Origin of the sequence: Pseudomonas sp. CF161 (genome assembly GCF_000416215.1) — a bacterium.
Classification (GTDB): Bacteria; Pseudomonadota; Gammaproteobacteria; order Pseudomonadales; family Pseudomonadaceae; genus Aquipseudomonas.
This window is the reverse complement of sequence record NZ_ATLP01000089.1, coordinates 200,621-227,139: the sequence shown is the minus strand read 5'-3', so window position 1 is coordinate 227,139 and position 26,519 is coordinate 200,621. Positions and strand designations below refer to the sequence as shown.

Below are 26,519 nucleotides of genomic sequence, written 5' to 3'. Positions count from 1 at the left end.
GCCCCGGGCGCCTGCACCCTCGCTGCAGGCGCCGCTGCCGCCCCTCGTCTCAGGGGGGACTGGCGCCCAGTTGCTGCCACATTTTTGCGCTGATCCGCTGCCGATGGGCATAGCCGGCCCAGGGGTCGTGCTTGAGGGTTTCCAGGCGTTGCCAGAGGGTGCGGATGTCCCATTGCTGGGCGCTGCGCAACCCTGGCAGTTCATCGCGGCTGATGGGCACCGACACCGGCAGGCCGGGCCTGGCCCTGACCGAATAGGCCGCCACGGTGCTGGCGCCACGGGCGTTACGCAGGTAGTCGACGAATATTTTCCCGACGCGGTTCTTCGGGCCCATGGTGGCGCTGATCCGCTCAGGCAACTGCTGCGCCATAAAGTGCGCGATGGCCTTGGCGAAGGCCTTGACCGTGGCCCAGTCATGGACCCGCGCCAGGGGCACGATCAGGTGCATGCCCTTGCCGCCACTGGTTTTCAGAAACGCCTGCAGCCCCAGTTCGTCGAGCACTGAAAGGGTCAACTGGGTCGCTTCGAACATGGTTTTCCAGGGCAGGGCCGGGTCCGGGTCAAGGTCCAGGACAAACTGGTCCGGGGTGTCGATGTGCTCGGTGGTAGCGCCCCAGGTGTGCAACTCGACCGTGCCCATCTGCGCGGCACCGATCAGCGCCGGCAGGCTGTCGATTTCCATCAGGCGTGCATGGCCGGGGTCCAGGGCCGGGTCCAGGTGCTTGATGTGGGGGATGGCCAGGTGTTCGGCGTGTTTCTGGAAGAACTGCTCGCCCTCGACCCCTTCGGGGGCTCGCAGCAAGGACACCGGGCGCCGCCGCAGGTGGGGCAGGATCCAGTCACCGATGCTTTGGTAGAACTGGGCCAGCTCAAGCTTGGTGGTGCCGCTGCGGGCATCGATGACCCGTTCCGGGTGAGTGATGCGCACCCCGGCGACGCTGTCCGGGGGCTGGCTCGGGGTGCTGTTGTCCGCTGGGGCTTGTTGCTCCCTGGGGGCTGGCGCCTGTTCGCGAACCACCTGGGTCGCCGGTTTGTCGCTGCGCAGGGCAATAAAGGCGGCCTGGCGCACCAGGTCTTCACGGGTCCACTCGGCAAACTCCACTTCGCCCACCAGTTGCGGTTCGATCCAGTGCACGCCCCGGGCCTGGGCCGCGGTCAGTGGCTTGGCCAGGGGCGAGGCAGGGCGCTCCAGTGGCTGCATCTGACCGTGCAGCTGTTTGAGCATGGCCTGGTTGAACCCGGTGCCCACGCGCCCGGCGTAGACCAGCCCGGACGTGGCGTACACCCCCAGCAGCAACGCACCAAAGCCGCTGCGCGAGCCTTGAGGGCGGGTGTAGCCGATGATCACGAATTCCTGGCGCAGGCGGCATTTGAGCTTGATCCAGTCCGGGCTGCGCCGCGACACATAGGGGCTGCCGGCGCGCTTGCCGATCACCCCTTCCAGGGACAGGGCGCAGGCGCTCTCGAAAATATCCTGATGGTGGGCAGCGAAGGCCTCGGAGAAACGCAGCAGCTTGCTGTTCTTGCGCCCCAGGGCCTGTTTGAGCAGGGCTCGACGCTCTTCCAGCGGTGTCTGGCGCAGGTCGGCGCCTTGCAGGAACGGCGCGTCGAACAGGTAGTAAATAATGTCCAGGCTGCGGCCGATGTCGAAGGCGCTCTGCAAGGCCTGGAAGTCCGGCAGGCCCTTGTCGTTGAGCACCACCACCTCGCCATCCAGCCAGCTGTCGCGCAACTTCAGCGCCGCCAGGGCCTTGGCCTGCAACGGCAGGCGCGGAGTCCAGTCATGGCCGTTGCGGGTCAGCAGGCGCACCTGGCCTTTTTCGATCCGCGCCATGATCCGGTAGCCGTCGAATTTGATCTCGTAGCGCCAGTCGCCGTTGGGTGGCTGTTCAGCCAGGGTCGCCAGCTGCGGTGCCAGGCGTTCGGGCAGGGCCGTGGCGGCCGCTGTGGCGCGCGTGGATTGTTTGGCTTTGGGCGCGGACTTGGGCGTACTCCGGCCGGCACCGACCGTGGCCTGGCTGATCACGCTTTTAGGCAGGTCTTGGAGGACATCGTATTCATCGGCGGGGCGGGCTTGCGCGTCGTTTTCCTTGATCAACAGCCACTGCTGTTTGTCGCCACTGCCGCGTAAATGGGTGCGGACCAGGGCCCAGTCACCTGCCAGCTTCTCGCCGATCAGGCGGAACTTGAGCTTCCCAGCCTGGTAGCCGGCCTGCGGATCGCCATGGGGCTGCCACACGCCATGGTCCCAGACGATCACATCGCCGGCGCCATATTGGCCGGCGGGGATGCTGCCCTCGAAATCGCGGTAGCTCAGGGGGTGGTCTTCGACCTGTACGGCCAGGCGTTTCTGGGTCGGGTCCAGGCTCGGGCCCTTGGGCACCGCCCAGCTTTTCAGGGTGCCGCCCAGCTCCAGGCGAAAGTCGTAATGCAGGTTGCGTGCATCGTGTTTCTGGATCACGAAACGCAAGGCCGAGGCCCCCTGCCTGTCCTTGGCCGACGGCGCGTCCGAGGGCTCGGAGGTGATGTCGAAATTGCGTTTGCGGCTGTATTCACTCAGGGGTCTGGCCATGACGGACTACCTTGTGCTGCGCGCCTATGCGAGGTTCGGGCGAGGTTCAGGCGCGGGTCTTGTGCGTGGACTTTTTGCTGGGGGCTTTCTTGCTGGCGGGTTTGGCCGGTGCGCGCCGGGTGGCCGGTGTGGCGGATTTGGCCGAAGCCTTGACGCTGGGCCGCGAGCCGAGGCTGCGCTTGAGCATTTCGGTGAGGTCGATAATGTCGGCGCTTTTGCGTTGCTCCTCGCCGGCCTGGGTCTCGACGTCCTCGATCTTGCCGGCGCGGGCCTTCTTCTCCACCAGGGCGTTGATCTTGTCCTCGAAGCTGTCGCGGTACTGCTCGGGCTCCCAGTCGGCGCTCATGTCTTGCACCAGGCGCTTGGCCATTTGCAGTTCACCTTTGGCCAACTGCGGCTGGGTGACGTCGGCCCCCAGTTCGAGTTCGTCGAGGCTGCGCACCTCGGCCGGCCAGCGCAGCATCACCAGCACCAGCGCCGACTCCAGGGGCATCAGTGCCGCCAGGTGCTGGCGGGTGTGCAGCACCACGTGGGCGAGGGCGACCTTGTCGGTGCTGGTCAGGGTTTCGCGCAGCAGCGCGTAGACCTTGCCGCCGCGTTTATCCGGAGCGAGGAAGTACGGGGTGTCGATGTTTTGCAGGGGGATCTGCTGGCTGTCGACGAAGGCAAAGATATCGATGGTCTGGGTCGACAGCGGGTGCGCCGAGCGGATTTCCTCTTCGCTGAGCACCACATAACGGCCTTTCTCGTATTCCACGCCCTTGACGATGTGTTCCTTGGTGACTTCCTTGCCGGTGACTTTGTTCACGCGCTTGTAGCCCACCGGGTCCATGCTGCGCTGATCCAGCCAGTCGAAGTCGACCCCGTGGGACGCCGTGGCCGACACCAGGGCCACCGGGATATGCACCAGACCAAAACTGATCGCGCCCTTCCAGATTGCCCGTGCCATGGTCGTCGCCTCTGCAGTGTGAGTCTTCAGGTGACCTGCGGCGTTCGGCAAAAGTTTCGCCCAATAACGCGCGGCGATTCCCGGATGATTCTCGGACCCGGGCGGCTCCGGATATTCGGTGTTACATGTTCTGACGGATTATTTAATTAACAAAGGCGAACCCCGGGCGTAGCGTGGACTCGAAACTGATATCTGCTTGCTATCAACGAGGGCCCTATGAACAGACTGATGGGATGCCTGGCCGCGCTCACCCTGGCCGCATGTGCCAGCGCCACGCTGCAGGCCGCGCCACAGGCCACTGCTGGCGAAGCGAGATTATTGCTGGCGCAGAGCCTGCCCAATAGCGGCAACGACAACCCCTACAACAGCCCGACGCGCCGGGCCAACCCCAATAGCATGCAGGGCACCCAACCCAGTGCCCCGGCCATTCGCGGGCCGAACACCGTTCCGGTGCCGCGTCCACCGACCCTGGAAAACGGCGGCATCGGCAACGGCTACCCACGCACCGGCACCCCGCCCAGAGCCAATCCGCAGCCCCAACCCGGTAGCCGTGACCCTCAATCGAATGACAGACGCTGAGCGCTGCCGAGGACGTTGACGGTCCTTGGCGCGCCGGACTTTCAAGCAACGGAAGGAATAGTGCATGTTGCGTAAAACTCTCCTGGCCACGTTCTGCGCCAGTGTTTTCCTGACCACCGTACCCGCCGCCTCGGCTGCCACCGCGCAGCAATACGCCAGCGAGCAGGGCACCCTCAGCGTGACCCCGATCACCCAGAACCTCGATCATCCCTGGGCCCTGGCCTTCCTACCGGACAGCCAGGGCATGCTGGTGACTGAGCGCCCCGGTCATCTGCGGCTGGTCAACGCCGACGGCCGGGTATCGGCGCCACTGACCGGCGTGCCGCAAGTCTGGGCCAAGGGCCAGGGCGGCCTGCTGGACGTGGTGCTGTCGCCGGACTTCAAGCAGGACCGCATGGTCTACCTGTCGTACGCCGAGGGCGGTGGCGAAGGCGGCACTGCCGGCACGGCGGTGGGCCGTGGCCGGCTGTCCAGTGACCTGAAGAGCCTGGAGGGGTTCCAGGTGATCTTCCGCCAGGAACCCAAACTCTCCACGGGCAATCACTTCGGCTCGCGGCTGGTGTTCGACCGTGACGGCTACCTGTTTATCACCCTCGGTGAAAACAACGATCGGCCGACCGCCCAGGACCTGGACAAGCTGCAAGGCAAGGTCGTGCGCCTCTTTGCCGACGGCAAGGTGCCGGACGACAACCCCTTCGTCGGCCAGAGCGGCGTGCGTCCGGAAATCTGGTCCTACGGCCACCGCAATCCCCAGGGCGCGGCCCTCAATCCCTGGAGCGGCACCTTGTGGGAGAACGAGCACGGGCCCAAGGGCGGCGATGAAATCAACATCATCGAGCGCGGCAAGAACTACGGCTGGCCCCTGGCGACCCACGGCATCAACTACTCCGGCCAGCCGATCCCCGAGGCCCAGGGGCAGAGCGCACCGGGCACCGTGGCCCCGCACCATGTCTGGGAGAAGTCCCCGGGCATCAGCGGCATGGCGTTCTATGACGGTGACCGCTTCAAAGCTTGGCAGCACAACGTGTTTATCGGCGCCCTGGCTTCGCAGGAGTTGATTCGCCTGCAATTCGACGGTGAGCAGGTGGTCCATGAAGAGCGCCTGCTCGGCGAACTCAAGGCGCGCATCCGCGATGTGCGCCAGGGCCCGGACGGTTACCTGTATGTCTTGACCGACGAGGACAAGGGCGGGTTGTACCGCGTCGGCCTGAACTGACTGCCAGCAGCGCCCAGGCCAGGCTCACGGCTGGCCTCCGGCGCCTGTGCCGGGCGGGGCGTACAGCACCACCGCTGCCCGCAGCTTGCTGCTGCCGAAGCTGCACATCTTGGCGAACTCGGCATGGCTCACCGGCAAGTGCTGGCAGTCCACGGCCTGGCGATGCTGGCTGTGGTCGATGTCCGGGTCGTGCAGGTAGACAAAGTCCGAGTCACAGTCGGTGACCATCACCCAATGCGGCGCCTTGGAGCGGGTCAGGCGATAACTGCTGATCAGCACCAGGGGCTGCCCGCCGTCGTGCAGCAGGCGCGGCAGGTCCAGCGGTCCGCCCAGCACTTGCTGCACCGAACTCTGGGCCAGTTGCGCGCAGAACTCTTCGTGCACCAGGCGCATGACGTCCTTTTTACCCTCGTCGCGCACGCCGTTGAGAAACAGCGGGCCCACGGTATTGACCTGTAACCGCACCCGAAAACCCCGCTGCCAGGCCGCCAGCGCCAGGCCCTGAGGGCTGCAGCCGCCGTGGCCTGCGGTCATGAACACGGTGGTGGCCTCACGCCAGATCTGCAGTTCTTCGCGGCGCTCCAGCAGCCGGCCGGGCTGCAGGGCGCCCATGGCCATCAGCAGGCAGGCCGGGCCGCAGGTGAAGTCGGTGGTCTGGGGGTAGTAGGGCACGCGGATGTTGCGGGTTTCGCGGTGCTGCAGGATGCGTTTTTCCAGGCGCAGGGCGTCGGCGTGGTCCTGGTAATAGTCGTGGATCAGGGCGAAGCGCCGATAGCCGTTGCGCTCGTAAAGGGCAATTGCCGACGGGTTGTCGCTGCGCACCTCCAGGCGCAGGTAGGCGCAGTCATGTGCCAGGGCCCGTGCCTCGATCTCTTGCAGCAGGCGCTGCCCCAGGCCCCGGCCCCGTGCCTGCACGGCGATGGCAATGGAATACAGGCGTGCCAGCGAAGTGCCGCGATGAAACAGCACCAGGGCGTAGCCCTGAATGCTTCCCAGGTGTTCGGCGACGATCAACTGGCCGTGGGCCCGGCTGATCATCCATTGGAAGCTGCGCGGCGTCAGCCGATCGCTGGTGAAACATTGCTGTTCCAGCGCCAGCAGACTGGGCAGGTCGTCGAGGGTTGCAGTGCGAAAGACAAGATCCATATAACCGCCGTAAAAGTTGCGTAATGAAACGGGACTTTTAAAAAACTTCATGCTTAATAGAAACGGTCTTGTTCTTCAGCGGATCAATCACTATGTCAGCGGTACAGGGTCAATGGCGTGAAGTATCCGAGCAAAGTTTGCCGGAAACAATAACGACAACTGCTTATTTTTCCGAGGCGGCTAGAACTTCCAGCCAGCTGGTTATTATTGTCGAACGCAAGGAAGACTGGGCTTCCTACTTCCCCAGCGAAGACCTGGTCACGGCTCAGGAATATCTTGAGCAAACCCGGGGCAACGAGCCGGGCAAGCGGGTTCAGGTGATCAACCTGTGCCGCAGCTACAAGTACCTGGGCCATGGTTACTACTGCTCGTTGCTGGCCGAGGCGCGGGGCCATCGGGTGATTCCTTCGGTGCGAACCATCAGCGAGTTGACCCGTAAATCGCTGTATGGCCTGGCCTTGGATGACCTGGATAAAACCCTGGAAAAGGCCCTGAGTAATCATGCTTACAGTGACACTGAAGCCTTTACCCTGACCTTGTACTTCGGCAAAAGCAGTATCGAGCCATTGCAGGATCTGGCGCGTCAGTTATTCGAGTTGTTTCCCTGTCCCATACTCTTAGTTGAGTTCAAGAGAACTAACGGCTGGCACATTGAAGGGGTCAAGTCCGGCACTTTGCATAAAGTGCGCGACGATCAGGAAGATCAATTCGCCAATGCCCTGGACAGTTTCAGCCGCAAGATCTGGCGCCTGCCACGCTCGCGGCGCATGGCCCGTTATGACCTGGCGATCCTGCATGACCCGCAGGAAGCCTTGCCGCCGTCCAACGCCCTGGCCCTGGAACGTTTTATCCGGGTCGGCAAGGGGCTGGGCATCGATGTCGAGCTGATCGAGAAAAAGGATTACTCACGCCTGGCCGAATACGACGCCTTGTTGATCCGCGAAACCACCAGTGTCGACAACCACACCTACCGCTTCGCGAAAAAGGCCGAGAGCGAAGGGCTGGTGGTGATGGATGACCCGGCGTCGATCCTGCGCTGTACCAACAAGGTGTACCTGACCGACCTGCTCAAGAGCCATCAATTGGGCATGCCGGCCACCGAGATTCTGTACAAGGAGCGACCGCAGGATTTCGAGCGCGTGGGCGAGCGCCTGGGCTTCCCGCTGGTGCTGAAGATCCCCGACGGCTGTTTCTCCCGTGGGGTGATCAAGGTCGAAAGCCAGCAGGCGCTGCTGGAGGCCACGGCCGAGTTGTTCGAGCATTCGGTGCTGTTGCTGGCCCAGGAGTTTTTCTACACCGAGTACGACTGGCGCATCGGCGTGCTCAACCGCAAGCCGATCTTTGCCTGCCAGTACTTTATGTCCAAGGGCCACTGGCAGATCTACAACCACAAGGCCAAGGGCCAGGACATCAACGGCGAGTGCCGGACCCTGGCGGTGCACGAGGCGCCGCGAGCGGTGGTGGAGCTGGCGGTGAAGACCGCCAACCTGATCGGTGACGGCCTGTATGGGGTCGACCTCAAGCAGTCCGGCGACAAGGTGGTGGTGATCGAGGTCAACGACAACCCGAACATGGACGCCGGCATCGAAGACGCCTACCTGCAGGACGACCTGTATTCCCTGGTGCTGGAGGAGTTCGTCCGACGCCTGGAGCTCAAGCGTCGCGGCCAGGCCTGGTGAGGTCGCGATGATCCAGAGCTACCGCTTGGCCCAGGGGCGCCTGCTGCCCGTGCAGCGGCTGGACGCCGAAGTGATGCTGTTCTGCAACCCCGACCTGGGCGAGCGCGACCTGCTGCACAGCGCGTTCAAGCTCGATGAGCATGCCCTGGCCTCGGCCCTGGACCCGGACGAGGTGTCGCGCATCGAGTTTCATCCCGACAACCTGTTCCTGATCTGGAAGCGCCCGGAGAACTACTCCGGTGGCGGCAGCCTGGCGTTCGAGGTGTCGTCCTGCGGGTTGCTGTTTTCGCCGGATCGCCTGCTGGTGATCGCCACCGACGACGGCCAGCTCGACGGCCTGGGCCAGCGCCAGGCCCTGCACACGCCGCTGGATGTACTACTGGACCTGCTGCTGGGCAATATTCACCACTACCTGGGGCACCTGAAGGTGATCAAGATGGTCGCCCGGGAGTTGCAGCAGCAGTTCAACGCCTCCATGGAAAACCGCCACCTGGTGCAGATGTTCAACCTCAGCGAGAGCCTGATCTATTACATCAACGCGATCCACAGCAACGGCGCGGTGCTGACCCGGTTGCGCAACCACGCCGAGAAGGAGCATTTCAGCCCCCAGGCGGTGGGCCTGATCGACGACCTGATCATCGAAAACAACCAGTGCTACAAGCAGGCGGAGATCTATTCCACGGTGTTCTCCGGGTTGATCGATGCCCGCGGCAACCTGATGAACAACAACATGAACAGCCTGTTGCGCAAGCTGACGCTGATCAACGTGGTGTTTCTGCCGCTCAACCTGCTGGCCAGCATCGGCGGCATGTCGGAGTTCAGCATGATGACGGCGGGCACGCCGTGGTGGGTGTCGTACCCGTTGTTTCTCAGCGCCATGGGCCTGGGGGCGGGGGCCATGGTGCTGGGGCTGAAGCGGCTGGCGAAAACCCCTTGAGCATGGATTTATCCAGGGGTTTATTCAGATAAAGCGCGGATTAGTGGAGAAATGTCCATTGACGGGTCAGCCTTTTGCCGGGTAATTTCCGTGCATGACTTCCCCAGCATTCCGTTCCCAGCCAAGCATTATTACCGCCATTCCTTATTGGCGGGCTTGCTGACGACTGCACCCAACCCGCCCTGGAGGCGGGTTTTTTCTCTCTGTCTTCCGGGCTTCGAACACCACCCAGGAGACCTCCCATGACCCGCGCCAACCGCCAGGACCCGCAACTCGGGCTGCTTGAAGGCTATGTGAAGAAAATTCTCGCGGCGCCGGTCTATGACCTGGCGGTGCGCACGCCGCTGCAACGGGCGCCGGCCCTGTCCCAGGCGCTGGGCAATCAGATCCTGCTCAAGCGCGAAGACCTGCAACCGACTTTTTCCTTCAAGATCCGCGGCGCCTACAACAAGTTGGCACAGCTCAGCGAGGCCCAGCGCCAGCGCGGGGTGATCACCGCCTCGGCGGGCAATCACGCCCAGGGCGTGGCCCTGGCGGCGCGGGAGCTGGGCATCGAGGCAACCATCGTCATGCCCACCCAGACCCCGGAGCTGAAGGTGATCGGGGTGCGCAGTCGCGGGGCCGAAGCGGTGCTGCACGGGCCGAGCTTTCCGTTTGCCCTGGCCTACGCCCTGGAGCTGGCGGCGCAGACCGGGCGCACCTTTGTCTCACCGTTCGACGACCCGGACGTGATCGCCGGGCAGGGCACCGTGGGCATGGAGATCCTGCGCCAGCAGCCCGGGGCGCTGGATGCGATCTTTGTACCGGTGGGTGGGGGCGGGCTGATCGCCGGGATTGCCGCCTACGTCAAGTACCTGCGCCCCGAGGTGCGCATCGTGGGCGTGGAGTCCGAACACTCCAATTGCCTGCAAATGGCGCTCAAGGCCGGGGAGCGGGTGGTTTTGCCCAGCGTCGGCACTTTTGCCGATGGGGTCGCGGTGGCCCAGGTCGGTGCCCATGGATTCGAGATCTGCCGTCACTATGTGGATGAGGTGTTGACCGTCAGCAATGATGAACTCTGCGCCGCGATCAAGGACATCTACGACGATACCCGCTCGATCACCGAGCCTTCCGGCGCCCTGGCTGTGGCCGGGATCAAGCGCTACGTGGCGCAGCGGCAGGTGCGCGGGCAAACCCTGGTCGCCATCGACTCGGGGGCCAATATCAACTTCGACAGCCTGGGCGGCATTGCCCAGCGCGTGGCCCTGGGCAATGCCGTGCCGGCCTGATCAGGCCAGCAGCGGGCGCATGAAGCTGCGTTCGTAGCTGAGGATGAATTTCTTCTCCAGCAGCGAATCCACCAGGGCCACGCTTTGCGGGTCGGTGAGGGCGATGTGGCGGTAGCTTTCGTAGTCGGCCAGGGACGGGAAGCTGAACAGGCAGTAGGCGATATTGCTGGCGCCCTCGGACGGCAGGAAATAGCCGTGGTGGGTGCCACCGAGGCGCTCGACCACCTCGATCCAGGTCTTGGCGTAGGCCTCGAATTCGGCGAGTTGGTAAGGGTCGATCACGTATTTGACATGGCAGGTAATCATGTTCGGCAATCCTTGAAATTCGACGGGGACCTGAATCGGTCAGGGGGCTGCGGCGCCGGCAGCCGACTTACTCGACACGAGCGCGGTCGACTTTTTTCCCGGCGCTCCAGATCCGGTAGCGCACTTCGACGTCCTTGGGCGTGTAGATCACGATGGGCAGCTTGCTGTTGTAGCGCAGCATGAAACCGTCACCGATCACCGGGACGAACGCGCGATGGCTCTTGCCATCGGGGCAGGCCATCAGGGTGGTCATGGGCCCCGTCACCTGCTCCAGGCGGTAGTACGAATAGCCCCAACCCTCGAGGGTTTGCTCTTGCAGGTTGCCGCCCAGGCGTTGCTGGTTGCAATCCACGGTCAGGGTCTTGCCCGCCAGGATCTCGACCTTGTAGTCCTGTTCCTGGTTTTTTTGGGGCAGCTGGATGACTTGACGGCTGAAGCCGGATTCGGCCTTGGGGTAGGGGGCAACGTCTTCGAGTTTGGCGGCGGTGGCCATTGAGGCAGTACCCCACAGCAACAGGGCAATGCCGGCGGAATGGATGGGTGTCGAGCGCATGACGCCTCCTTGCGGATAAAAAGAAAGATCCACTCATTTGCGTGGATCAGGGCCGGGGCCCGGGCCAGGCATTCTTACCGGCTGCGCTGGGGCAATGCAAACCGTCCGTCTGCGGTCTGGCAATTTGCAGGGCGCGATGGAGCCTTTGTTGCAGATTGCATGATGTCGGAATGATATTTAAGGCCCAAGCCCTTGATTGTCCTAGGCATGGCCGGCGGTCGTCGTGGGCATGTTCCGTGCTTCTCATACCCTCAAGCCTGATCTCTGTGTCACACCCGGAAACAGCCTTTCGCAGGGCCATCCCTCCAAATGGATCGATACCTGCAATCCTGGGTAAAAAGCGTGGAGCTCAGAGCGAAATAGAATTTAGCGGGAGCGGGAAAGCGGCCTAGTCTTGGAGTTGGCCCTGTCTTCATGGAAGGTCAAGACACGGCCCGGATCGCACTCGAACACGGAAGTCACTGCAGCCCTGCTGTTTTGTCCATTGATTGGCCGTCTCAAATAAAGGAGAGAGTCGCCATGTTTTTATCTGCCCTTGAACTACGCAACATTATTGAAAGCAGTTTTCTGCCCAAACGCTGCCAATGCACCTTGAGCCCGGACTTGTCCATGACGGTGAAAGTCTTTGGCGACCATGAAACCGACCGCGTGGACCTGGTCGTGACCGGCATCGATGCCTCGGGCCTCAATGGTTGCCGGGAAATCAACGAGCTGATCGCCGAATTGCGCTATGACCTGGCCCACAATCCAGGTCAGCAGAGCCTGCCCCAACGAGCCCGTGCCTACTAGTCAATCAGTAGGTCACCGGGTTTTGTCACCGTACGCCTGGCTTGGCTAAACCCCAGGCCCAGTCTGGTTTTTTGCCATGCAATGCGGCGCCGAGCCGGTTTACCGGTTTGGCGTTGCATTCAGGTCATTTCCTTTATTTCATTCAGCCGATTCGATAGCGCCCAAGGTGCAGCCGCGCCTGATGACATTTGGTGGGCGCCTCCGGCTGGAGGTGGACAGTGGGTGAATCAGGCGCTCAGGCCGGGGTCAGGGGCAGGAGGTGGCGCCTGACCCCGGGGCTGTTTCAGTTCTGATCGCTGCAGGCTTCGGACAGTTTGCTGTAGCTGATGTCTTCAAGCTTGCCGGCGTTGTCGATGAACTTCATGTCAGCCGTCACCACCTTGCATTCCAGGGTCGTAGGCTCGGTCATCGACACCACTTTGGCCACGTGCAGGGGCATGCCGTAGTGATAGGGCACGGCGTGGGTGGGGGTGGTATCGGCCTGGGCCAGCCCGGTCACGCCCGTCAGGGCCAGGGTTGCGCCGATCAGCAGGATGCGCGCGTTCATAATGAATCTCCGATGCAGACAATAGGTCGCTCAGCGCCGGATGGCCGCTGAACCTGCCGCGGAGGGCATCAGAAATATCTGAGCTAGCGCGGTCCAGTACAGCTTTGGACCGCGGGATTAACCAATGATTAAGTAGGGAGCTAAGCAGTTATAGAAAAAACCACTCAGTATTCAAGGCCCCGGGGCTGCGGGTTTTGCCCCGAGAGCTCCAGTGCCGGCGTCGGCTGCACACTGCCGGGCCGGTAATAGGCCTGAAACCACTCGACGAAATGCCCCAGCCCCTTGGCCAGCGGTGTCTGCGGGCCGAAGCCGGTGAGGTTTTCCAGGGCACTGATGGCTTCCGGCCCTGGGCTCCGGTCAGCACCCGGCAAGCTCAGGTACTCAAAACGGGCCTTGCGGCCCAGCAACTGTTCCAGGGTGGCCACGTAATCCTTGAGCTGCACCAGGCGCTGCCCGCCGATATTGAACAGGCGCCGGGGCAGGGTGCTGTCGAGCCAGGCCGGCGATTCGCCCTGCAGTTGGGGGTGGCCCGAGGGCGGCTTGTGCAGCAGGCGGACCAGGGAGTGGACCACATCGTCGATGTAACTGAAGTCGCGCTGATGCAGGCCGTGGTTGAACAGTTTCAGCGGCAACTCCTCGCAAATCGCCCGCGCGAACAGATGGGGCGCCATGTCCGGCCGCCCCCAGGGCCCATACACCGTCAGAAAGCGCAGCGCGGTGGCCGGCACACCCTGCAGGCGGCCGTCACTGTCCACCTGCAAGGCACTGCCTGCTCCAAAGGTGCAATGGCTTTCGGGGGCGGCGTAGATCAGGTGTTCAATGGCATGACGCCGGCAGGGATCCAGGATCGGCCGCAAACCCGCCAGGCTGCAATCGGGCTGCCCGTGGGCGGTCGCTTGGCTACAGCGGCCACCGGGCTGAGTGGCAAGGTGGATCACCACCTGCGGGCGGACTTCGGCAAACAGCCGCTCCAGGGCCGGGGCGTCATTCAGGTCCAGCTGTCGCAGGGGGAATTGGCCGACCTGTTCGGCGACCCAGCGCACCCGGTCATGTTTGAGCTGCGGGTCGTAATGGGCATTGAAGTTATCCAGCCCGGTCACCTGGTGCCCATCCTTGAGCAGGCGCAATGCGCTGTGGGCGCCAATGAACCCGGCAGCCCCGGTGATGAGTATGTTCATGTGCGGCCGCCCCCGTGTTGCGCTGCCCCTGAACGAACGGACGCTGCGCGAGCATACGGCTTGCCTGCAGGATTGCCGGCTAAAGCTCTGATATCCAAGGGAACGACCTCGTCCGTGATGAGCATGATGGGGTTAATGGTCAGGCAGCGGGTGCACGCCGAAAAAACACCTTTTTCGTATTTTTGACGCTATCACATGCTAAAGACGGTTAATTGACGGTAAGGCGTGTTGTATAAATGACAAGGGCGTAATAAATAAAAAACTAACCGCGTATTTATATTTAATATCAATAAGTTAAAAGATATTTCTAATCCAATATGTAACTAAGAGAAAGCTGCATCTCCTGTAAGAGAATGCCGACGAGCGGTCATGAATTCGGATCCAAACGGCAGGCTGTTTCTCCGTTCCCGACCTTTGCTGCCCGCTGAAACCCTCTGCACCGTCAGACTAAGGTCGGGTTTGGTGTCATAAAGCCATCTGCGATCATTGCCGCCCCTCATTGATTCAATCAATTTTGCCCCTGCATTCGAATTCGTCGAGTGGATGGGGCCGCTTGTTTTTATCGCTGTATCGATTGGCTGTTGGAGCTTTTTCATGTGTTGCCCATTTTTGTTGTCCCCTGCGCGCCCGGTCCTGGGTTTCGGCGCTGCCTTGCTCTGCGCCGGTTTTGCCGCCCAGCTGCGGGCTGAAGGTTTTTTCGACGACAGCAGCGCGCGGCTGGAGTCGCGCACGGTGTACTTCAACCGGGATTTTCGTGACGGCCATACCAGCGCCGCGCAAGGGGCCTCCAAGCGTGAGGAGTCGGCCCAGGGGTTCATCCTCAATCTGCAATCGGGGTACACCCAGGGCACCTTTGGCTTTGGCCTGGATGCCCTGGGCATGCTCGGGCTCAAGCTCGACTCCAGCCCGGGTCGCAGCAACAGCGGGCTGTTGCCGTCCCACGGCCAGGACCCCAGGGGTTCCGAGGATCAATACGCCAAGCTGGGCCTGACAGCCAAGGTGCGTTTCTCCCGCAGCGAGCTCAGATACGGCGCGTTGCTGCCGGACCTGCCATTGCTCAAGTACAACGATGGTCGCCTGCTGCCAACCCTGTTCAACGGCGCCTTGCTGACGTCCCGGGAGCTTCAGGACCTGACCTTTACCGCCGCGCGCCTGGATCGCTACACCGCCCGTGATTCCACCGATGCCCAGGACATCCGCGTGCATTGCAAGAACAAGCGTTATGCCTGTAACACCACGGCCGATCATTTCGACAGTTACGGGGTCGACTACCGCTTCAATGAGCGCCTGAGCGCCCAGTACCACTACGCGCAGCTGGATGACGTCTATCGCCAGCACTTTATCGGCCTGCTGGCCAATCAGCCCCTGGGCAGCGGCGTACTCAAGGCTGACCTGCGTCTGTTCAAGAGTGCCGACAGCGGCGCCCAGCGTGCGGGTTCAATCGATAACCGCGCCCTGAGCGGCCTGCTGGGCTACGCCATCAGCGGCCATACCTTCAGTGCCGGCTGGCAGCGCATGAATGGCGCCAACTCGATGCCGTATCTGGATGGCAGCAACCCGTACCTGGTGAACTACGTCCAGGTCAACGATTTTGCCGCCGCCCAGGAGCGTTCCTGGCAGCTGCGTTATGACTACGACTTCAAGGCTCTGGGCCTCAATGGCCTGAGCTTCCTCACCCGTTATGTCAGCGGCGACCACATCAGCGTGCCCGGCAGTGCCCAGGCCGGTCGCGAGTGGGAGCGTGACAGCGAGCTCAAGTACGTAGTGCAGCAGGGCGATTTCAAGGGCCTGAACCTGCGCCTGCGCAATGCCACCTATCGCAGCAACTACGAGAAGTTTGCCCGGGACACCGACGAAACCCGGCTGATCCTGAGCTACAACTTCTCGATCCTGTAGCCGCCCGAGTCTCAGGCCAGTTGCTGCCGATAAGGCAGGTCCGGCCCGGTGCGGGTGCAGGTCAGGGCGGCGGCGCCGACCGCAAAGTCGAGCAGGGCCTCGACCTGGGCTTTGCTCAGTTGTGCCAGGCCTGCTGGAGAATCCAGCTGCTGCTCGGTCAGCCAGGCAATCAGGGCGGCCTGGAAGGTATCGCCGGCACCCACGGTGTCGGCAATTGCCACTGGCCGCGCCGGCACCGACCAACTGCCGTGGGCACGGCTGAAGACCGTTGCGCCCTGGCCGCCCCGGGTCAGGAAGGCCAATTGGCAGCGCTGCTGCAGCCAGCCCTGGATCACTTCGGCGGGGTCCTGGCCGGGGTGGAGCAGGCTCAGGTCCTCGTCGCTGACCTTGATCAGGTCGGCGTGCGGCACCAGGCTGCCGATACGCTGGCGCCACAGGCCGATATCAGGCTGCGGGTTGAGCCGGACATTGGGGTCGAGGCTGATCAGGCGCTTGCCGCTTTCGCGTTGCACCAGCGCTTGCAGGGTGTCGCCAATGGGCTGCACCACCAGGGAAAACGAGCCGATATGCAAGCCGCGAACCTCACTGCCCAATACCGGCAGGTGGCTCGGTTGCAGTTGGCGGTCGGCGCAGCCTTCACCGCGAAAGCTGTACTGGGGTGAGCCGTCAGCCCCCACGGCCACCATGGCCAGGGTGGTCGGCGCCTCGAACTGCACCAGGAAATCGGTGCGCACGCCTTCCTCCTGCAGCACCTGATGCAACCGGCGTCCGAGGAAGTCGCTGGACAGGCCGGCCAGCAGGCCGACATCCACCCCGAGCCGGCGCAGGCCCACGGCCACGTTGAATGGCGAGCCACCGGCAATGGCCTGGTAATTCACCTTCGAGGCCTGGCCACTGGCGTCATCTTTGCTGAAGAAATCAAATAGCGCTTCGCCGCAAACAAGGTACATAAGTCATTACTCATCAATGGTTTACGAGTTTTTGTTAAAGCTTTTTATGAATCTGTGGCCGAATCCCGAGGAATTGACCGCTCCGAACGCTCCAATAAAGCGTTTTTCAGCAGCTGAAAGCCTGATTTAATTAACTATAAATCGTTATAAATCAAATAGATAAAACGTAATCATGATGTCGTTTGTAGAGTGTGTGATAAGCGCTCACATTCGCCGCAATCGGCCGTGTTTCACTGCCCGGGTCGAGAGTGACACAGCGTTCACACAATTCCTCCAGGCGAGTGTCGAGCCCGCTCTGGCGGGCCTGGCACCAGGCGGCCTGGATCGCCGCGCCCAGGGCTGCCGCTTCGCTCTGCTGGGTGCAGACCACCGGGGTGTCCATGATGTCGGCGACTATCTGCCGCCATACCGGGCTTTTCGAGCCGCCGCCGATCAGGCGGATGCTGCGGCTTTGCAGGCCATTGTGGCGCAGCAGGTCCAGGCCATAACGCAGCCCGAAGGTGGTGCCTTCCACCACGGCGCGGCACAGATTGGCCTGGGTCAGGTTGTCCATGGTCAGCCCCAGCAGGCTGCCGGTGGCGTGGGGCAAGGGGGGCACCCGTTCGCCATTGAGGAACGGCAGCATGCACACCCCTTGGGCGCCGATCGGTGCGTCCTGTACCCGCCGGTTGAAGGTTTCCAGGTCCAGGCCCAGCAGTTCGCGCACCGCTCCGGTGGCATTGGTCAGGTTCATGGTGCAGATCAACGGCAGCCAGCCGCCGCTGGATGAACAGAAGCTCGCGACCGAGGCATCACGGCTGACCGGGGGCCGGTCGGCATAGGCGTACACGGTGCCGGACGAGCCGAGGCTGATGGTGATCGCCCCCGGCTGGATATTACCGGTGCCGATGGCGCCCATCATGTTGTCGCCGCCACCACTGGAAACCAGGGCGGCAGGGTTGAGTCCCAGGTGCCGGGCGATGTCCGGAAGGATGCTACCCACCGCCTGCGCGGACTCGATCAGTGGCGGCAGCGCCGCCTGCAAACCTCCGCTGGGGTCGATATGGGCCAGCAGTTCCAGGTCCCACTGGCGGCTGCGCACATCGAAGTAGCCGGTGCCCGAGGCATCGCCGTATTCGCTGCAGGCGCGCCCGGTGAGCCAGAAGTTCAGGTAGTCGTGGGGCAGCAAAATCCGCGCGATACGGGAGAACAGCTGCGGATGCTGCTCCTTGGTCCAGAGCAGCTTGGACACCGTGTAGCCTGGGGCGATCACCAGGCCCAGGCGCTCCAGCGAACCGGACTCGCCCCCCAGCCATTCCAGCAGCCGGTCGTTTTGCGCGGTGGATTCGGTGTCGCACCAGAGTTTGGCCGGACGCAGCACCTGGCCCTGGTCGTCGAGCAGCACCAGGCCGTGCTGCTGCCCGGAAACCCCAATGCCGAGGATTTGCTGGCCATCGACCCCGGCCGCCTGCAAGGCCTGTGCGGTGGCGCGGCTGAAGGCTTGCAGCCACTGCTGGGGCTCTTGTTCACGCCGACCATTGTCGCCGCTGATCAGGCTGTGGGGGGCTGCGCCCAGGCCCAGCACCTGACCGCTGTGGCTGTCGAGAATAATCGCCTTGGTGCCCTGGGTGCCGCAGTCGATCCCCAGAAACAGCTGCTGTGTGCTCATGAATCACCCTGCGCAAACTATCAAATCCAGCGTTTCAGCCGTGGCTGGCCAGCACCCGTTCCAGGGTCTTGCTCACGCCGTGCTCGCGCAGGCTGGCCAGGCAGCGTTCGAAGGCGGCGACAAAGGCCGGCGAGCGGGCAAGGGCGCTGCCGAAGATTTCCTCGACCCCCAGCAGGCGCTGGGTCAGCAGGCCATCGTCGGCCACCAGGCCCTGGCAGAACTCGGCGCGCGGGTCGGGAATGCTGTAGCGCGTGCCGTTCTCGTCGACGCCCTTGAGGTACAGGGCCCAGGCCGCCACCACCAGGGCCGCGCGCTCGGTGTCGCGGCCGTCGGCCAGCAGGCGGTTGAGGGTGGGCACGGTGAACTTGGGAAACTTCGAAGAGCCGTCGGAACAGACCCGCTCCAACTGGTCGGCAATCGCCCGGTTGGAGAAGCGCGCCACCAGGGTGTCCTTGTAGTCGGCCAGGTCGATGCCCGGCACCGGCGCCAGCTGCGGGGTCACGTCCAGGTCCATATAGGCGCGCATGTAGGCGACGAACAGTGGGTCGGCCATGGTCTCGTGGACAAAACGGTAACCCTTGAGGAACCCCAGGTAGGTCAGGGCCAGGTGGCTGCCGTTGAGCAGCTTGATTTTCATCTCTTCGTAGGGCGTGACGTCGTCGGTGAACTGCACGCCGACCTGTTCCCAGGCCGGGCGGCCATAGACGAACTTGTCTTCCAGTACCCACTGCACAAAGGGCTCGCAGACCACCGGCCAGGCGTCGTCCACCCCGTGCTGGTCGTGCAGCTGCAAGCGGTGGGCGGTGCTGGTCATGGGCGTGATGCGATCGACCATGGCGTTGGGAAAACTGACGTTGGCGGCAATCCAGTCGTGGAGGTCGGCGTCGCGCAGGGCGGCAAACGCCAGCAGCGCCTTGCGGGTCACCGCGCCGTTGTGCGGCAGGTTATCGCAGGACATCAGGGTAAAGGCCGGAGTGCCGGCGGCCCGGCGCCTGGCCAGGGCCGCGCAGAGAAAGCCGAACACGGTTTTCGGCTGGGTCGGGTGGGCCAGGTCGTGCTGGATCTGCGGCAGATGGGCCATGAACTCGCCGCTGCTGTCGTCGATGCAGTAGCCGCCCTCGGTGATGGTCAGGGACACGATGCGGATTTCGGGGCTGGCCAGTTTCTCGATCAGGGCCTGGGCGCCGTCCTCGGCCAGCAGCATGTCGCGGATCGCGCCGATGACCCGGACCTCGGTGTCGTCGCCGTCGCCCAGCTCGAACAGGGTGAACAGGCAGTCCTGTTCCTTCAGGTCATCCCGCGCGCGGCGGTCTTCGGCGCGCAGGCCGATGCCGCAGATGGCCCAGTCCAGGCCGCTGCCGGTGTTCATCAGGGCGTCGGTGTAATACGCCTGGTGCGCGCGGTGGAAACCGCCAACGCCGATATGGGCGATGCCTTGGCGCGTGTCATCCAGGGCGTAGGCGGGCAGTTGTACGTCGGTGGCGAGGCGGTGCAGGTTGGCGTGGTTGAGTTTCATCGCAGGTTCTCGGCTGTCAGGCGGCGGCGCGCAGCGGGCGGGTCAGCGCCACGCCGTCGGCATCGAATAAATGGCAGTGTTCGGCGTCCAGGTGCAGGCTCAGGGTTTCGCCGTAGCGGCTGGCCAGGTCGCCGCGCACGCGCATGGTCAGGGCTTCGCCGGAAGCGGTCAGCACGTGGCAGAAGGTATCGCTGCCCAGGCGTTCGCTGACGTCGGCTGTGACCTGCAGGGCGCAATCACCGGGTTGGGCCAGGTTCAGGTGTTCCGGGCGGATGCCCAGGGTCACGGCGCCGCCGACGCTCAGCTTGGCGCCGCTCAGGGGCAGGCTGATACGGGTGCCGGCCTCTAGCAACACTTCGCAGCCCTGGCTGTCGATGCGGGTCACCTGGCCCTTGAGAAAGCCCATCTTCGGCGTGCCCAGGAACCCCGCGACAAACAGGTTGGCCGGCTGATGGTAGAGCGCAAGCGGCGAACCGACCTGCTCCACGCGGCCGCTGTTGAGCACCACCACCTTGTCCGCCAGGGTCATGGCTTCGACCTGGTCGTGGGTCACGTAGATCATGGTCGCCTGCAGTTCCTTGTGCAGGCGCGCCAGTTCCAGGCGCATCTGTACCCGCAGCGCGGCGTCGAGGTTGGACAGGGGCTCGTCGAACAGGAATATTTTCGGGTTGCGCACAATCGCCCGGCCAATGGCCACGCGCTGGCGCTGGCCGCCGGACAGCTGCTTGGGCTTGCGTTCGAGCATCGGCCCCAGTTCGAGGATCCGCGCCGCTTCATTGACCTTCTTCTCGACCTCGGCCTTGGCCACCCCGGCCAGGTCCAGGGCGAACGACATGTTCTTGCGCACGCTCATGTGCGGGTACAGGGCATAGGTCTGGAACACCATGGCCAGGTCGCGCTTGGCCGGGCTGACCTCGGTGATGTCGCGCCCGTCGAGCTCGATGGTGCCGCCGCTGACTTCCTCCAGCCCGGCAATCAGCCGCAGCAGGGTCGACTTGCCGCAACCCGACGGGCCGACGAACACCACGAACTCCTTGTCGTTCACCTCCAGGTCGATGCCCTTGATGATGGAGAACCCTTCGAAACCTTTTTGCAGATTGTTGATTTTCAGGTGGGCCATGATGGGCCTCCGCTTCTAAATTCGTGGTTGTTTGAAGGTGCGGTTATTTCACGGCGCCGAAGGACAGGCCCCGGACCAGCTGTTTCTGGCTGATCCAGCCAAAGATCAGGATCGGCGCACAGGCCAGGGTCGACACGGCGGACAACTTGGCCCAGAACAAGCCCTCGGGGCTGGAGTAGGAGGCGATCAATGCGGTCAACGGCGCGGCATTGGAGGAGGTCAGGTTCAGCGACCAGAAGGCCTCGTTCCAGCACAGGATCAGCGACAGCAGCACGGTCGAGGCCAGGCCGCCCTTGGCGATCGGCAGCAGCACCCGGAGCATTTCCTGCAACAGGGTGGCGCCGTCCAGGCGCGCGGCCTCGAGGATGTCCCGGGGGATGTCCTTGAAGTAGGTGTAAATCATCCAGACCACGATCGGCAGGTTGATCAGGGTGTAGATGATGATCAGCGCGAGCCGTGTATCCAGCAGGCCGAAGCTCTTGGCCAGCAGGTAGATCGGCATCAGCACCCCCACCGGCGGCAGCATCTTGGTCGAGAGCATCCACAGCAGCGTGCTCTTGGTGCGCTGGGTTTCGTAGAAGGCCATGGAGTAGGCCGCCGGCACCGCAATCAACATCGCCAGGGCCGTGGCGCTGAAGGAAATCACCACCGAGTTCCAGGCAAAGGCGAAGTAATTGCTGCGCTCGTTGATGTGCAGGTAGTTCTCCAGGGTCGGGGTGAAGATGAACTGCGGCGGCGTGGCGAAGGCGTCGATTTCGCTCTTGAAGCTGGTCAGCACCATCCAGAAGATCGGGAAGAAGATCAGGATCGCGATGGCCCAGGCCAGGGTGCCGAGCAGCAGGCTTTGCAGGCGGCGGGATTGTTGAAGCGTCATGGCGCGGCCCTCAAGGCTTGTCAGTCAGGTTTTTGCCGAGCATGCGGACCAGGATGATCGCCGCGATATTGGCGATCACCACCGCGATCAGGCCGCCGGCCGAGGCCATGCCCACGTCGAACTGCACCAGCGCCTGGTTGTAGATCAGGTAGGCGAGGTTGGTCGAGGCGTAGCCGGGGCCGCCGTTGGTGGTGGTGAAGATTTCGGCGAACACCGAGAGCAGGAAGATGGTTTCGATCATCACCACCACGGCGATGGGGCGCGCCAGGTGGGGCAGGGTCAGGTGCCAGAAAATCGCGATCGCCCCGGCCCCGTCCAGGCGCGCGGCTTCCTTCTGTTCCTGGTCCAGGGACTGCATGGCGGTCATCAGGATCAGGATCGCGAAGGGCAGCCACTGCCAGGACACAATGATGATGATCGACAGCAGCGGGTAGTGCGCCAGCCAGTCCACGGGCTCGGCGCCGAACAGCTTCCACAGGGCGGCGAGAATCCCCGACACCGGGTGGAAAATCAGGTTCTTCCAGATCAGCGCACCGACCGTGGGCATGATGAAAAACGGCGAGATCAGCAGCACCCGCACCAGGCCGCGGCCGAAAAACTCGCTGGCCTCCAGCAGGGCGCTGATCAAGACCCCGAACACTACACTGATCAGCAGCACGCTGCCCACCAGCAGCAGGGTGTTGGTGGCGCCGGGCAGGAAGCCCGAATCGGTGATGAAGTAAGTGAAGTTCTCCAGGCCGACGAACTGGTTTTCGCCGGGGTAGAGCAGGTTGTAGCGAATCAGCGAGAAGTACAGGGTCATGCCCAGGGGCACGATCATCCACAGCAGCAACAAGGCCACCGAAGGGCTGACGAGGAACCAGCCGGGGTTGATCAAGCGGCTTTTACGCGGCTTGTCCGGGGTCGCGGTTTGCACGGGGGCAGCGGTGGTATTCATGGTGATCACAGGCTCGTTAGGCGGCGGGGCCTTGCGCCGTGGGGCAGGCTCCCGCGGCGCAATCGGGGCAGCTACAGACTATTTGGGGTAACCGGCGCGCTTCATTTCGCGTTCGGTGAAGGTCTGTGAATCCGCCAGGGCTTTTTCCACGGTCGAGCCGCCGGTCAGTGCGCTGGAGAAGAACTTGCCGACCTGGGTACCAATCGCCTGGAACTCAGGAATGGTCACCAGCTGGATGCCCACATACGGCACCGGCTTGGCCGACGGGTCTTTGGGGTCGGCGACTTTCAGCGATTCGAGGGTCACCTTGGCAAAGGGCGCGGCCTTCATGTATGCGTCGCTGTAGGTCGAGGTGCGGGTGCCTGGCGGGACGTTGGCAATCCCGTCGCTCTTGGCGACCAGTTGGCTGTATTCCTTGGACGTGGCCCAGGTGGTGAAGACCTTGGCGGCATCCTTGGCTTTGGAACTGGTCGGAATCCCCAGGGACCAGGAGTACAGCCACGAAGCGCCTTTTTCGGTTTTCTCGTGGGGGGCAAAGGTGAAGCCGACGTGGTCCGCCACCTTGCTTTGGGTCTTGTCGGTCACGAACGAGCCGGCCACGCTGGCATCGACCCAGATCGCGCACTTGCCACTGTTGAACAGCGCGAGGTTTTCGTTGAAACCGTTGCTGGAGGCACCCGGCGGGCCGGATTTCTTCATGTTGTCGACGTAGAAGTTCAGCGCGTCCTTCCATTCCGGACCGTTGAATTCGGGTTGCCACTTCTCATCGAACCAGCGCGCACCGTAGCCGTTGGCCAGGGTGGTGATCAGCGCCATGTTCTCGCCCCAGCCGGCCTTGCCCCGCAGGCACAGGCCGTATTGCTCTTTGCTCTTGTCGGTGAGTTTGGCCGCGAATTCGCCGATCTGGGTCCAGGTCGGGTGCTCGGGCATGCTCAGCCCGGCGTCCTTGAACAGGTCGGTGCGGTAGTAGGTGATCGAGCTTTCGGCGTAGAACGGCAGGGCGTACAGCGCGCCCTTGACGGAAAGGCCATCGCGCACGGAAGGGAAGACATCGTCCAGGTCGTAGTTCGCCGGCAGGTCTTTCATCGGTTCCAGCCAGCCCTTGGCGCCCCAGAGTGCGGCTTCGTACATGCCGATGGTCAGCACGTCGAACTGCCCGCCCTGGGTGGCGATGTCGGTGGTCAGGCGTTGGCGCAGCACGTTTTCTTCGAGTACCACCCAGTTGAGCTTGATGTCCGGGTGTTCGCTCTCGAAGGTTTTCGAGAGGCGTTGCATGCGGATCATGTCGCTGTTGTTGACGGTGGCGATGGTGACGGTCTGTGCCGCGAAGGTGACGCTGCTGAGGGTCATGCAGGTGGTGACGAGCAGAGCTTTTACCGAAGGTTTCATCGTGCACTCCTCTTCCGGGCCCAGGGGGCGACAGAAGGACGGTTATTGTTTTTGTGTCTTCCGCAGACCAGGAAGATGTGCGCTGATTACAGCCCTCAAACCCGCTGCTGACAAATCATCCCTGACACTTCAATCGATACTTTTTTGCACTCGCTGCCAACCGCCATATCCCCAGCGATCGCTGTTTGAGCGGGCCCGGGCTCAATGGGCGCTGCAAGAAAGGCGCAAAAAGCGTATTGGTTTTGGGGTGGGCATAGCCCTCTCAGCCAAAAGGCCACTGGCTTTTTGGCCGCCACTGCCTAAGATGGCCGACCAACCCCCCCTGTGCAGGAAGCTGTTAAGCGCGATGTCGGAAAAAGACACCATTTCCATTCACCTGGTGCGTGAAGCGCTGTTGCAGAGCTGTGCCCGTGGTGCGGCCAGCGTTGAAGCCCTGAATAAGGTCGGCATCGACCCGCAGTTGCTCGATGACCCCACCGCCCGGGTCCCGGCCACGGCCTATGCGCGCCTGTGGCGCTTGCTGGCGCGGCGCCTGGACGATGAGTTTTTTGGCATGGACCCGCGCAAGCTCAGGTCCGGCAGCCTGGCGTTTCTATGCCGTTCGTCCATGGCCCAGCTCAACCTGGCGGCGGGCCTGGAGTCGGGGCTGGGGTTTCTGTCGCTGATGCTCGAACGCCTGCCGGCGCAACTGGTGCGCCAGCAGAGCCTGGCCGAAATCGTGCTGCTGGAGGACGACCCGCAGCCGGGGCGCGCCTTCACTTACTTCACCTACTGGATGATCGTGCATGGCGTGGCCTGCTGGCTGGCCGGGCGGCGGATCCCGATCCTGGCCATCGAGCTGCGGTGTCCCGAACCGGACTTCTGCGACGACTACAAGGTGATGTTTTCCGAAAACCTGCGTTTCGACCGGCCGCGCACGCGGATGATCTTTGCCGCCGACTGCCTGGACCTGCCGATCAAGCGCAGCTTTGAAGAGCTCAAGCGCTTTCTGGCCCATGCCCCGGCCAATATCCTGGTCAAGTACCGCGACCCGCAGAGCCTGGCCAGCCGCATCAAACACGACTTGCGCCAGCTTGCGGCCGAGCAGTGGCCGGAAACCGAGAGCCTGGCCCTGAGCCTGTGCATGTCGGCCTCGACCCTGCGCCGGCGCCTGGCGGAAGAGGGCCAGACCTACCAGGGGCTCAAGGACAGCGTGCGCAAGGAGCTGGCGATCATCTGGCTGGCCGAGCCGCAGATCAGCTTTGCCGAGATCGCCAGCCGCCTCGGGTTCGCCGATGCCAGCTCGTTCTACAAGGCGTTTCGCAAATGGTCCGGTTCCAACCCGGGGCATTACCGCAGCCTGATCCTCAACGAAGCCCACTGACCCCGCGCAGCGGTCAGGCCGAGCGCACGTGGCGGCGCGCGGCCTCTTCGCGCACGGCGGGGATGATCCAGCGCCCGTAGTCGACGGTGTCGTACAGCGGGTCGTAACCGCGGTTGAGGAAGGTGGTGACCCCCAGGTCGACGTAGTCCAGCAGGGCCTGGGCCACGGTTTCCGGGGTGCCGACCAGGGCGGTGGTGTCGCCATAGGCGCCGACGGCGGTGGCGGTGGGCATCCACAGCGCGCGGTCATGGCGGTCACCCCGGGCGGCGGCGGCCAGCAGGCGTTCCGAGCCGGTGCCCTTGATCCGTTTCTGCCAGGGGCTGCCGGCGGCGAACTGCGGGTTGGCCTTGATCTGCGCCAGGATCTGCTCGGCGCGTTGCCAGGCCAGTTCTTCGGTGGCCCCCAGGATCAGCCGCACCGAAAGGCTGACCCGGGGGGCCGCGACCCCGGCGGCCTGGGCGGCGGCCTTGAGTTTGGCGATCTGCTCGGCGACCCCGCTCAGGGGCTCGCCCCACAGCGCATACAGGTCCGCATGCTTGACCGCGATCTGGTAGGCGATGTCCGAGGACCCGCCAAAGGAAATCGGGATGTGCGGCTGTTGCAGCGGCTTGACCGGGGAAAACGCACCCTTGATGTTGAAGTACTGCCCCTCGAAATCGAATGGCTCCTCGGCGGTCCAGGTCCGGCGCACGATCTCCAGGTACTCGTCGGTGCGTTTGTAGCGCTCGGTCTTGTCCAGCAGGGTGTCGCCTTCCTGGGGTTCGGCGGTGATGCCGGTGATGGCGTGCAGGCGAATCCGCCCGCCGCCGGTGGTGTGGTCCAGGGTGGCGAAGGCCCGGGCCGCGACGGTTGGCGCCGTGAGGGCCGGGCGGTGGGCAATCATGAAGCCCAGGCGCTCGGTGTGGGCGGCGGCATAGGCGGCGATCTGCAGGCTGTCGGCACTGCCCGGGCCGCTGGCGATCAGCACCCGGTCAAAGCCGGCGTGCTCATGGGCGCGGGCGTGGTGGCGAATAAACTCCAGATCAAAATCCGGGCTGCGCACGCCCCGGGTCTCGGACCATTGGCGAGGGAAAATCATGCCGACAAATTCAATGCTCATCTTGGGTT

The 26,519-nt window shown here is 63.3% G+C and carries 23 protein-coding genes; 8 read left to right on the top strand and 15 right to left on the bottom strand.

The window, feature by feature from the left end; translation table 11 throughout:
- Positions 1-49: 49 nt before the first annotated feature.
- Both ligD and CF161_RS18230 read right to left on the bottom strand, forming a co-directional pair.
- Positions 50-2,572 carry a DNA ligase D gene (gene ligD, locus CF161_RS18235; RefSeq protein ID WP_020298066.1) on the bottom strand — a complete coding sequence of 841 codons (2,523 nt, stop codon included), beginning with the start codon at positions 2,570-2,572 and terminating at the stop codon, positions 50-52.
- A gap of 46 nt (positions 2,573-2,618) precedes the next feature.
- Positions 2,619-3,521, bottom strand: coding sequence for a Ku protein (locus CF161_RS18230; protein WP_020298065.1), 903 nt, complete (start codon positions 3,519-3,521; stop codon positions 2,619-2,621).
- Positions 3,522-3,737: 216 nt separating this feature from the next.
- On the opposite strand from CF161_RS18230, the gene CF161_RS18225 reads away from it, so the two are divergent.
- Entirely contained in the window at positions 3,738-4,100 is a 363-nt protein-coding gene (locus CF161_RS18225; RefSeq protein ID WP_020298064.1) for a hypothetical protein, read from the top strand.
- Between the two features lie 64 nt (positions 4,101-4,164).
- Positions 4,165-5,316 carry a PQQ-dependent sugar dehydrogenase gene (locus CF161_RS18220; RefSeq protein ID WP_020298063.1) on the top strand — a complete coding sequence of 384 codons (1,152 nt, stop codon included), beginning with the start codon at positions 4,165-4,167 and terminating at the stop codon, positions 5,314-5,316.
- A 24-nt stretch (positions 5,317-5,340) separates the two neighbouring features.
- Here the strand turns inward: CF161_RS18220 and CF161_RS18215 are convergent, their stop codons facing one another.
- Complete coding sequence (locus CF161_RS18215) at positions 5,341-6,462, bottom strand: GNAT family N-acetyltransferase/peptidase C39 family protein (RefSeq protein ID WP_043229800.1); 1,122 nt, start codon at positions 6,460-6,462, stop codon at positions 5,341-5,343.
- 92 nt (positions 6,463-6,554) lie between these two features.
- On the opposite strand from CF161_RS18215, the gene CF161_RS18210 reads away from it, so the two are divergent.
- The 3 genes from CF161_RS18210 (at position 6,555) to ilvA (ending at position 10,346) form a co-directional block, all read left to right on the top strand.
- Entirely contained in the window at positions 6,555-8,141 is a 1,587-nt protein-coding gene (locus tag CF161_RS18210; RefSeq protein ID WP_043229749.1) for a RimK family protein, read from the top strand.
- 7 nt (positions 8,142-8,148) lie between these two features.
- The gene (locus CF161_RS18205) at positions 8,149-9,078 is read left to right on the top strand and encodes a magnesium transporter CorA family protein (RefSeq protein WP_020298060.1); all 930 of its coding nucleotides are present in this window, start codon (positions 8,149-8,151) and stop codon (positions 9,076-9,078) included.
- A 242-nt stretch (positions 9,079-9,320) separates the two neighbouring features.
- Positions 9,321-10,346 carry a threonine ammonia-lyase, biosynthetic gene (gene ilvA, locus CF161_RS18200; RefSeq protein ID WP_020298059.1) on the top strand — a complete coding sequence of 342 codons (1,026 nt, stop codon included), beginning with the start codon at positions 9,321-9,323 and terminating at the stop codon, positions 10,344-10,346.
- Here the strand turns inward: ilvA and CF161_RS18195 are convergent, their stop codons facing one another.
- Together CF161_RS18195 and eco are read right to left on the bottom strand one after the other, a co-directional pair.
- Positions 10,347-10,652, bottom strand: a complete 306-nt coding sequence (locus CF161_RS18195; protein WP_020298058.1) for an NIPSNAP family protein — start codon at positions 10,650-10,652, stop codon at positions 10,347-10,349. It abuts the gene before it with no gap.
- 67 nt (positions 10,653-10,719) lie between these two features.
- Entirely contained in the window at positions 10,720-11,205 is a 486-nt protein-coding gene (gene eco, locus CF161_RS18190) for a serine protease inhibitor ecotin (RefSeq protein ID WP_020298057.1), read from the bottom strand.
- A 519-nt stretch (positions 11,206-11,724) separates the two neighbouring features.
- On the opposite strand from eco, the gene CF161_RS18185 reads away from it, so the two are divergent.
- The gene (locus tag CF161_RS18185) at positions 11,725-11,994 is read left to right on the top strand and encodes a DUF1652 domain-containing protein (RefSeq protein WP_020298056.1); all 270 of its coding nucleotides are present in this window, start codon (positions 11,725-11,727) and stop codon (positions 11,992-11,994) included.
- Positions 11,995-12,277: 283 nt separating this feature from the next.
- On the opposite strand, the gene CF161_RS18180 is transcribed toward CF161_RS18185, so the two are convergent.
- Both CF161_RS18180 and CF161_RS18175 read right to left on the bottom strand, forming a co-directional pair.
- Complete coding sequence (locus CF161_RS18180; protein ID WP_020298055.1) at positions 12,278-12,541, bottom strand: DUF2790 domain-containing protein; 264 nt, start codon at positions 12,539-12,541, stop codon at positions 12,278-12,280.
- Between the two features lie 164 nt (positions 12,542-12,705).
- Positions 12,706-13,719, bottom strand: a complete 1,014-nt coding sequence (locus tag CF161_RS18175; protein WP_020298054.1) for an NAD-dependent epimerase/dehydratase family protein — start codon at positions 13,717-13,719, stop codon at positions 12,706-12,708.
- Between the two features lie 594 nt (positions 13,720-14,313).
- On the opposite strand from CF161_RS18175, the gene CF161_RS18170 reads away from it, so the two are divergent.
- Entirely contained in the window at positions 14,314-15,615 is a 1,302-nt protein-coding gene (locus tag CF161_RS18170; RefSeq protein WP_020298053.1) for an OprD family porin, read from the top strand.
- Between the two features lie 11 nt (positions 15,616-15,626).
- Here the strand turns inward: CF161_RS18170 and CF161_RS18165 are convergent, their stop codons facing one another.
- From CF161_RS18165 to CF161_RS18135, 7 genes are all read right to left on the bottom strand, one after another.
- Positions 15,627-16,565: a carbohydrate kinase gene (locus tag CF161_RS18165; protein ID WP_020298052.1), complete on the bottom strand. Its 939-nt coding sequence runs from the start codon at positions 16,563-16,565 to the stop codon at positions 15,627-15,629.
- A 151-nt stretch (positions 16,566-16,716) separates the two neighbouring features.
- A complete protein-coding gene (xylB, locus tag CF161_RS18160; RefSeq protein WP_020298051.1) occupies positions 16,717-18,213 on the bottom strand; it encodes a xylulokinase in 1,497 nt (498 codons plus the stop codon).
- Between the two features lie 34 nt (positions 18,214-18,247).
- A complete protein-coding gene (locus CF161_RS18155; RefSeq protein ID WP_020298050.1) occupies positions 18,248-19,729 on the bottom strand; it encodes a mannitol dehydrogenase family protein in 1,482 nt (493 codons plus the stop codon).
- 16 nt (positions 19,730-19,745) lie between these two features.
- On the bottom strand, positions 19,746-20,849 hold the full coding sequence (locus CF161_RS18150) for an ABC transporter ATP-binding protein (protein WP_020298049.1): 1,104 nt from the start codon (positions 20,847-20,849) through the stop codon (positions 19,746-19,748).
- 43 nt (positions 20,850-20,892) lie between these two features.
- Positions 20,893-21,723 carry a carbohydrate ABC transporter permease gene (locus CF161_RS18145; protein WP_020298048.1) on the bottom strand — a complete coding sequence of 277 codons (831 nt, stop codon included), beginning with the start codon at positions 21,721-21,723 and terminating at the stop codon, positions 20,893-20,895.
- 10 nt (positions 21,724-21,733) lie between these two features.
- Positions 21,734-22,660, bottom strand: coding sequence for a carbohydrate ABC transporter permease (locus CF161_RS18140; RefSeq protein ID WP_020298047.1), 927 nt, complete (start codon positions 22,658-22,660; stop codon positions 21,734-21,736).
- 78 nt (positions 22,661-22,738) lie between these two features.
- On the bottom strand, positions 22,739-24,049 hold the full coding sequence (locus CF161_RS18135) for a sugar ABC transporter substrate-binding protein (protein WP_020298046.1): 1,311 nt from the start codon (positions 24,047-24,049) through the stop codon (positions 22,739-22,741).
- Positions 24,050-24,395: 346 nt separating this feature from the next.
- Here CF161_RS18135 and CF161_RS18130 point away from each other — a divergent pair, with 346 nt between their 5' ends.
- Entirely contained in the window at positions 24,396-25,412 is a 1,017-nt protein-coding gene (locus tag CF161_RS18130) for an AraC family transcriptional regulator (protein WP_020298045.1), read from the top strand.
- Positions 25,413-25,425: 13 nt separating this feature from the next.
- On the opposite strand, the gene CF161_RS18125 is transcribed toward CF161_RS18130, so the two are convergent.
- Positions 25,426-26,511 carry an LLM class flavin-dependent oxidoreductase gene (locus CF161_RS18125; RefSeq protein ID WP_020298044.1) on the bottom strand — a complete coding sequence of 362 codons (1,086 nt, stop codon included), beginning with the start codon at positions 26,509-26,511 and terminating at the stop codon, positions 25,426-25,428.
- Positions 26,512-26,519 lie beyond the last annotated feature (8 nt).

Coding starts and splice junctions, on each gene's coding strand:
- CF161_RS18150 (WP_020298049.1), bottom strand. CDS start 20,849: ATGGCCCACCTGAAAATCAACAATCTGCAAAAAGGTTTCGAAGGGTTC.
- CF161_RS18185 (WP_020298056.1), top strand. CDS start 11,725: ATGTTTTTATCTGCCCTTGAACTACGCAACATTATTGAAAGCAGTTTT.
- CF161_RS18220 (WP_020298063.1), top strand. CDS start 4,165: ATGTTGCGTAAAACTCTCCTGGCCACGTTCTGCGCCAGTGTTTTCCTG.
- CF161_RS18125 (WP_020298044.1), bottom strand. CDS start 26,511: ATGAGCATTGAATTTGTCGGCATGATTTTCCCTCGCCAATGGTCCGAG.
- CF161_RS18230 (WP_020298065.1), bottom strand. CDS start 3,521: ATGGCACGGGCAATCTGGAAGGGCGCGATCAGTTTTGGTCTGGTGCAT.
- CF161_RS18180 (WP_020298055.1), bottom strand. CDS start 12,541: ATGAACGCGCGCATCCTGCTGATCGGCGCAACCCTGGCCCTGACGGGC.
- CF161_RS18225 (WP_020298064.1), top strand. CDS start 3,738: ATGAACAGACTGATGGGATGCCTGGCCGCGCTCACCCTGGCCGCATGT.
- ligD (WP_020298066.1), bottom strand. CDS start 2,572: ATGGCCAGACCCCTGAGTGAATACAGCCGCAAACGCAATTTCGACATC.
- CF161_RS18175 (WP_020298054.1), bottom strand. CDS start 13,719: ATGAACATACTCATCACCGGGGCTGCCGGGTTCATTGGCGCCCACAGC.
- CF161_RS18215 (WP_043229800.1), bottom strand. CDS start 6,462: ATGGATCTTGTCTTTCGCACTGCAACCCTCGACGACCTGCCCAGTCTG.
- CF161_RS18195 (WP_020298058.1), bottom strand. CDS start 10,652: ATGATTACCTGCCATGTCAAATACGTGATCGACCCTTACCAACTCGCC.
- xylB (WP_020298051.1), bottom strand. CDS start 18,213: ATGAGCACACAGCAGCTGTTTCTGGGGATCGACTGCGGCACCCAGGGC.
- CF161_RS18210 (WP_043229749.1), top strand. CDS start 6,555: ATGTCAGCGGTACAGGGTCAATGGCGTGAAGTATCCGAGCAAAGTTTG.
- CF161_RS18205 (WP_020298060.1), top strand. CDS start 8,149: ATGATCCAGAGCTACCGCTTGGCCCAGGGGCGCCTGCTGCCCGTGCAG.
- CF161_RS18145 (WP_020298048.1), bottom strand. CDS start 21,723: ATGACGCTTCAACAATCCCGCCGCCTGCAAAGCCTGCTGCTCGGCACC.
- CF161_RS18165 (WP_020298052.1), bottom strand. CDS start 16,565: ATGTACCTTGTTTGCGGCGAAGCGCTATTTGATTTCTTCAGCAAAGAT.
- ilvA (WP_020298059.1), top strand. CDS start 9,321: ATGACCCGCGCCAACCGCCAGGACCCGCAACTCGGGCTGCTTGAAGGC.
- CF161_RS18140 (WP_020298047.1), bottom strand. CDS start 22,660: ATGAATACCACCGCTGCCCCCGTGCAAACCGCGACCCCGGACAAGCCG.
- CF161_RS18130 (WP_020298045.1), top strand. CDS start 24,396: ATGTCGGAAAAAGACACCATTTCCATTCACCTGGTGCGTGAAGCGCTG.
- CF161_RS18155 (WP_020298050.1), bottom strand. CDS start 19,729: ATGAAACTCAACCACGCCAACCTGCACCGCCTCGCCACCGACGTACAA.
- CF161_RS18170 (WP_020298053.1), top strand. CDS start 14,314: ATGTGTTGCCCATTTTTGTTGTCCCCTGCGCGCCCGGTCCTGGGTTTC.
- CF161_RS18135 (WP_020298046.1), bottom strand. CDS start 24,049: ATGAAACCTTCGGTAAAAGCTCTGCTCGTCACCACCTGCATGACCCTC.
- eco (WP_020298057.1), bottom strand. CDS start 11,205: ATGCGCTCGACACCCATCCATTCCGCCGGCATTGCCCTGTTGCTGTGG.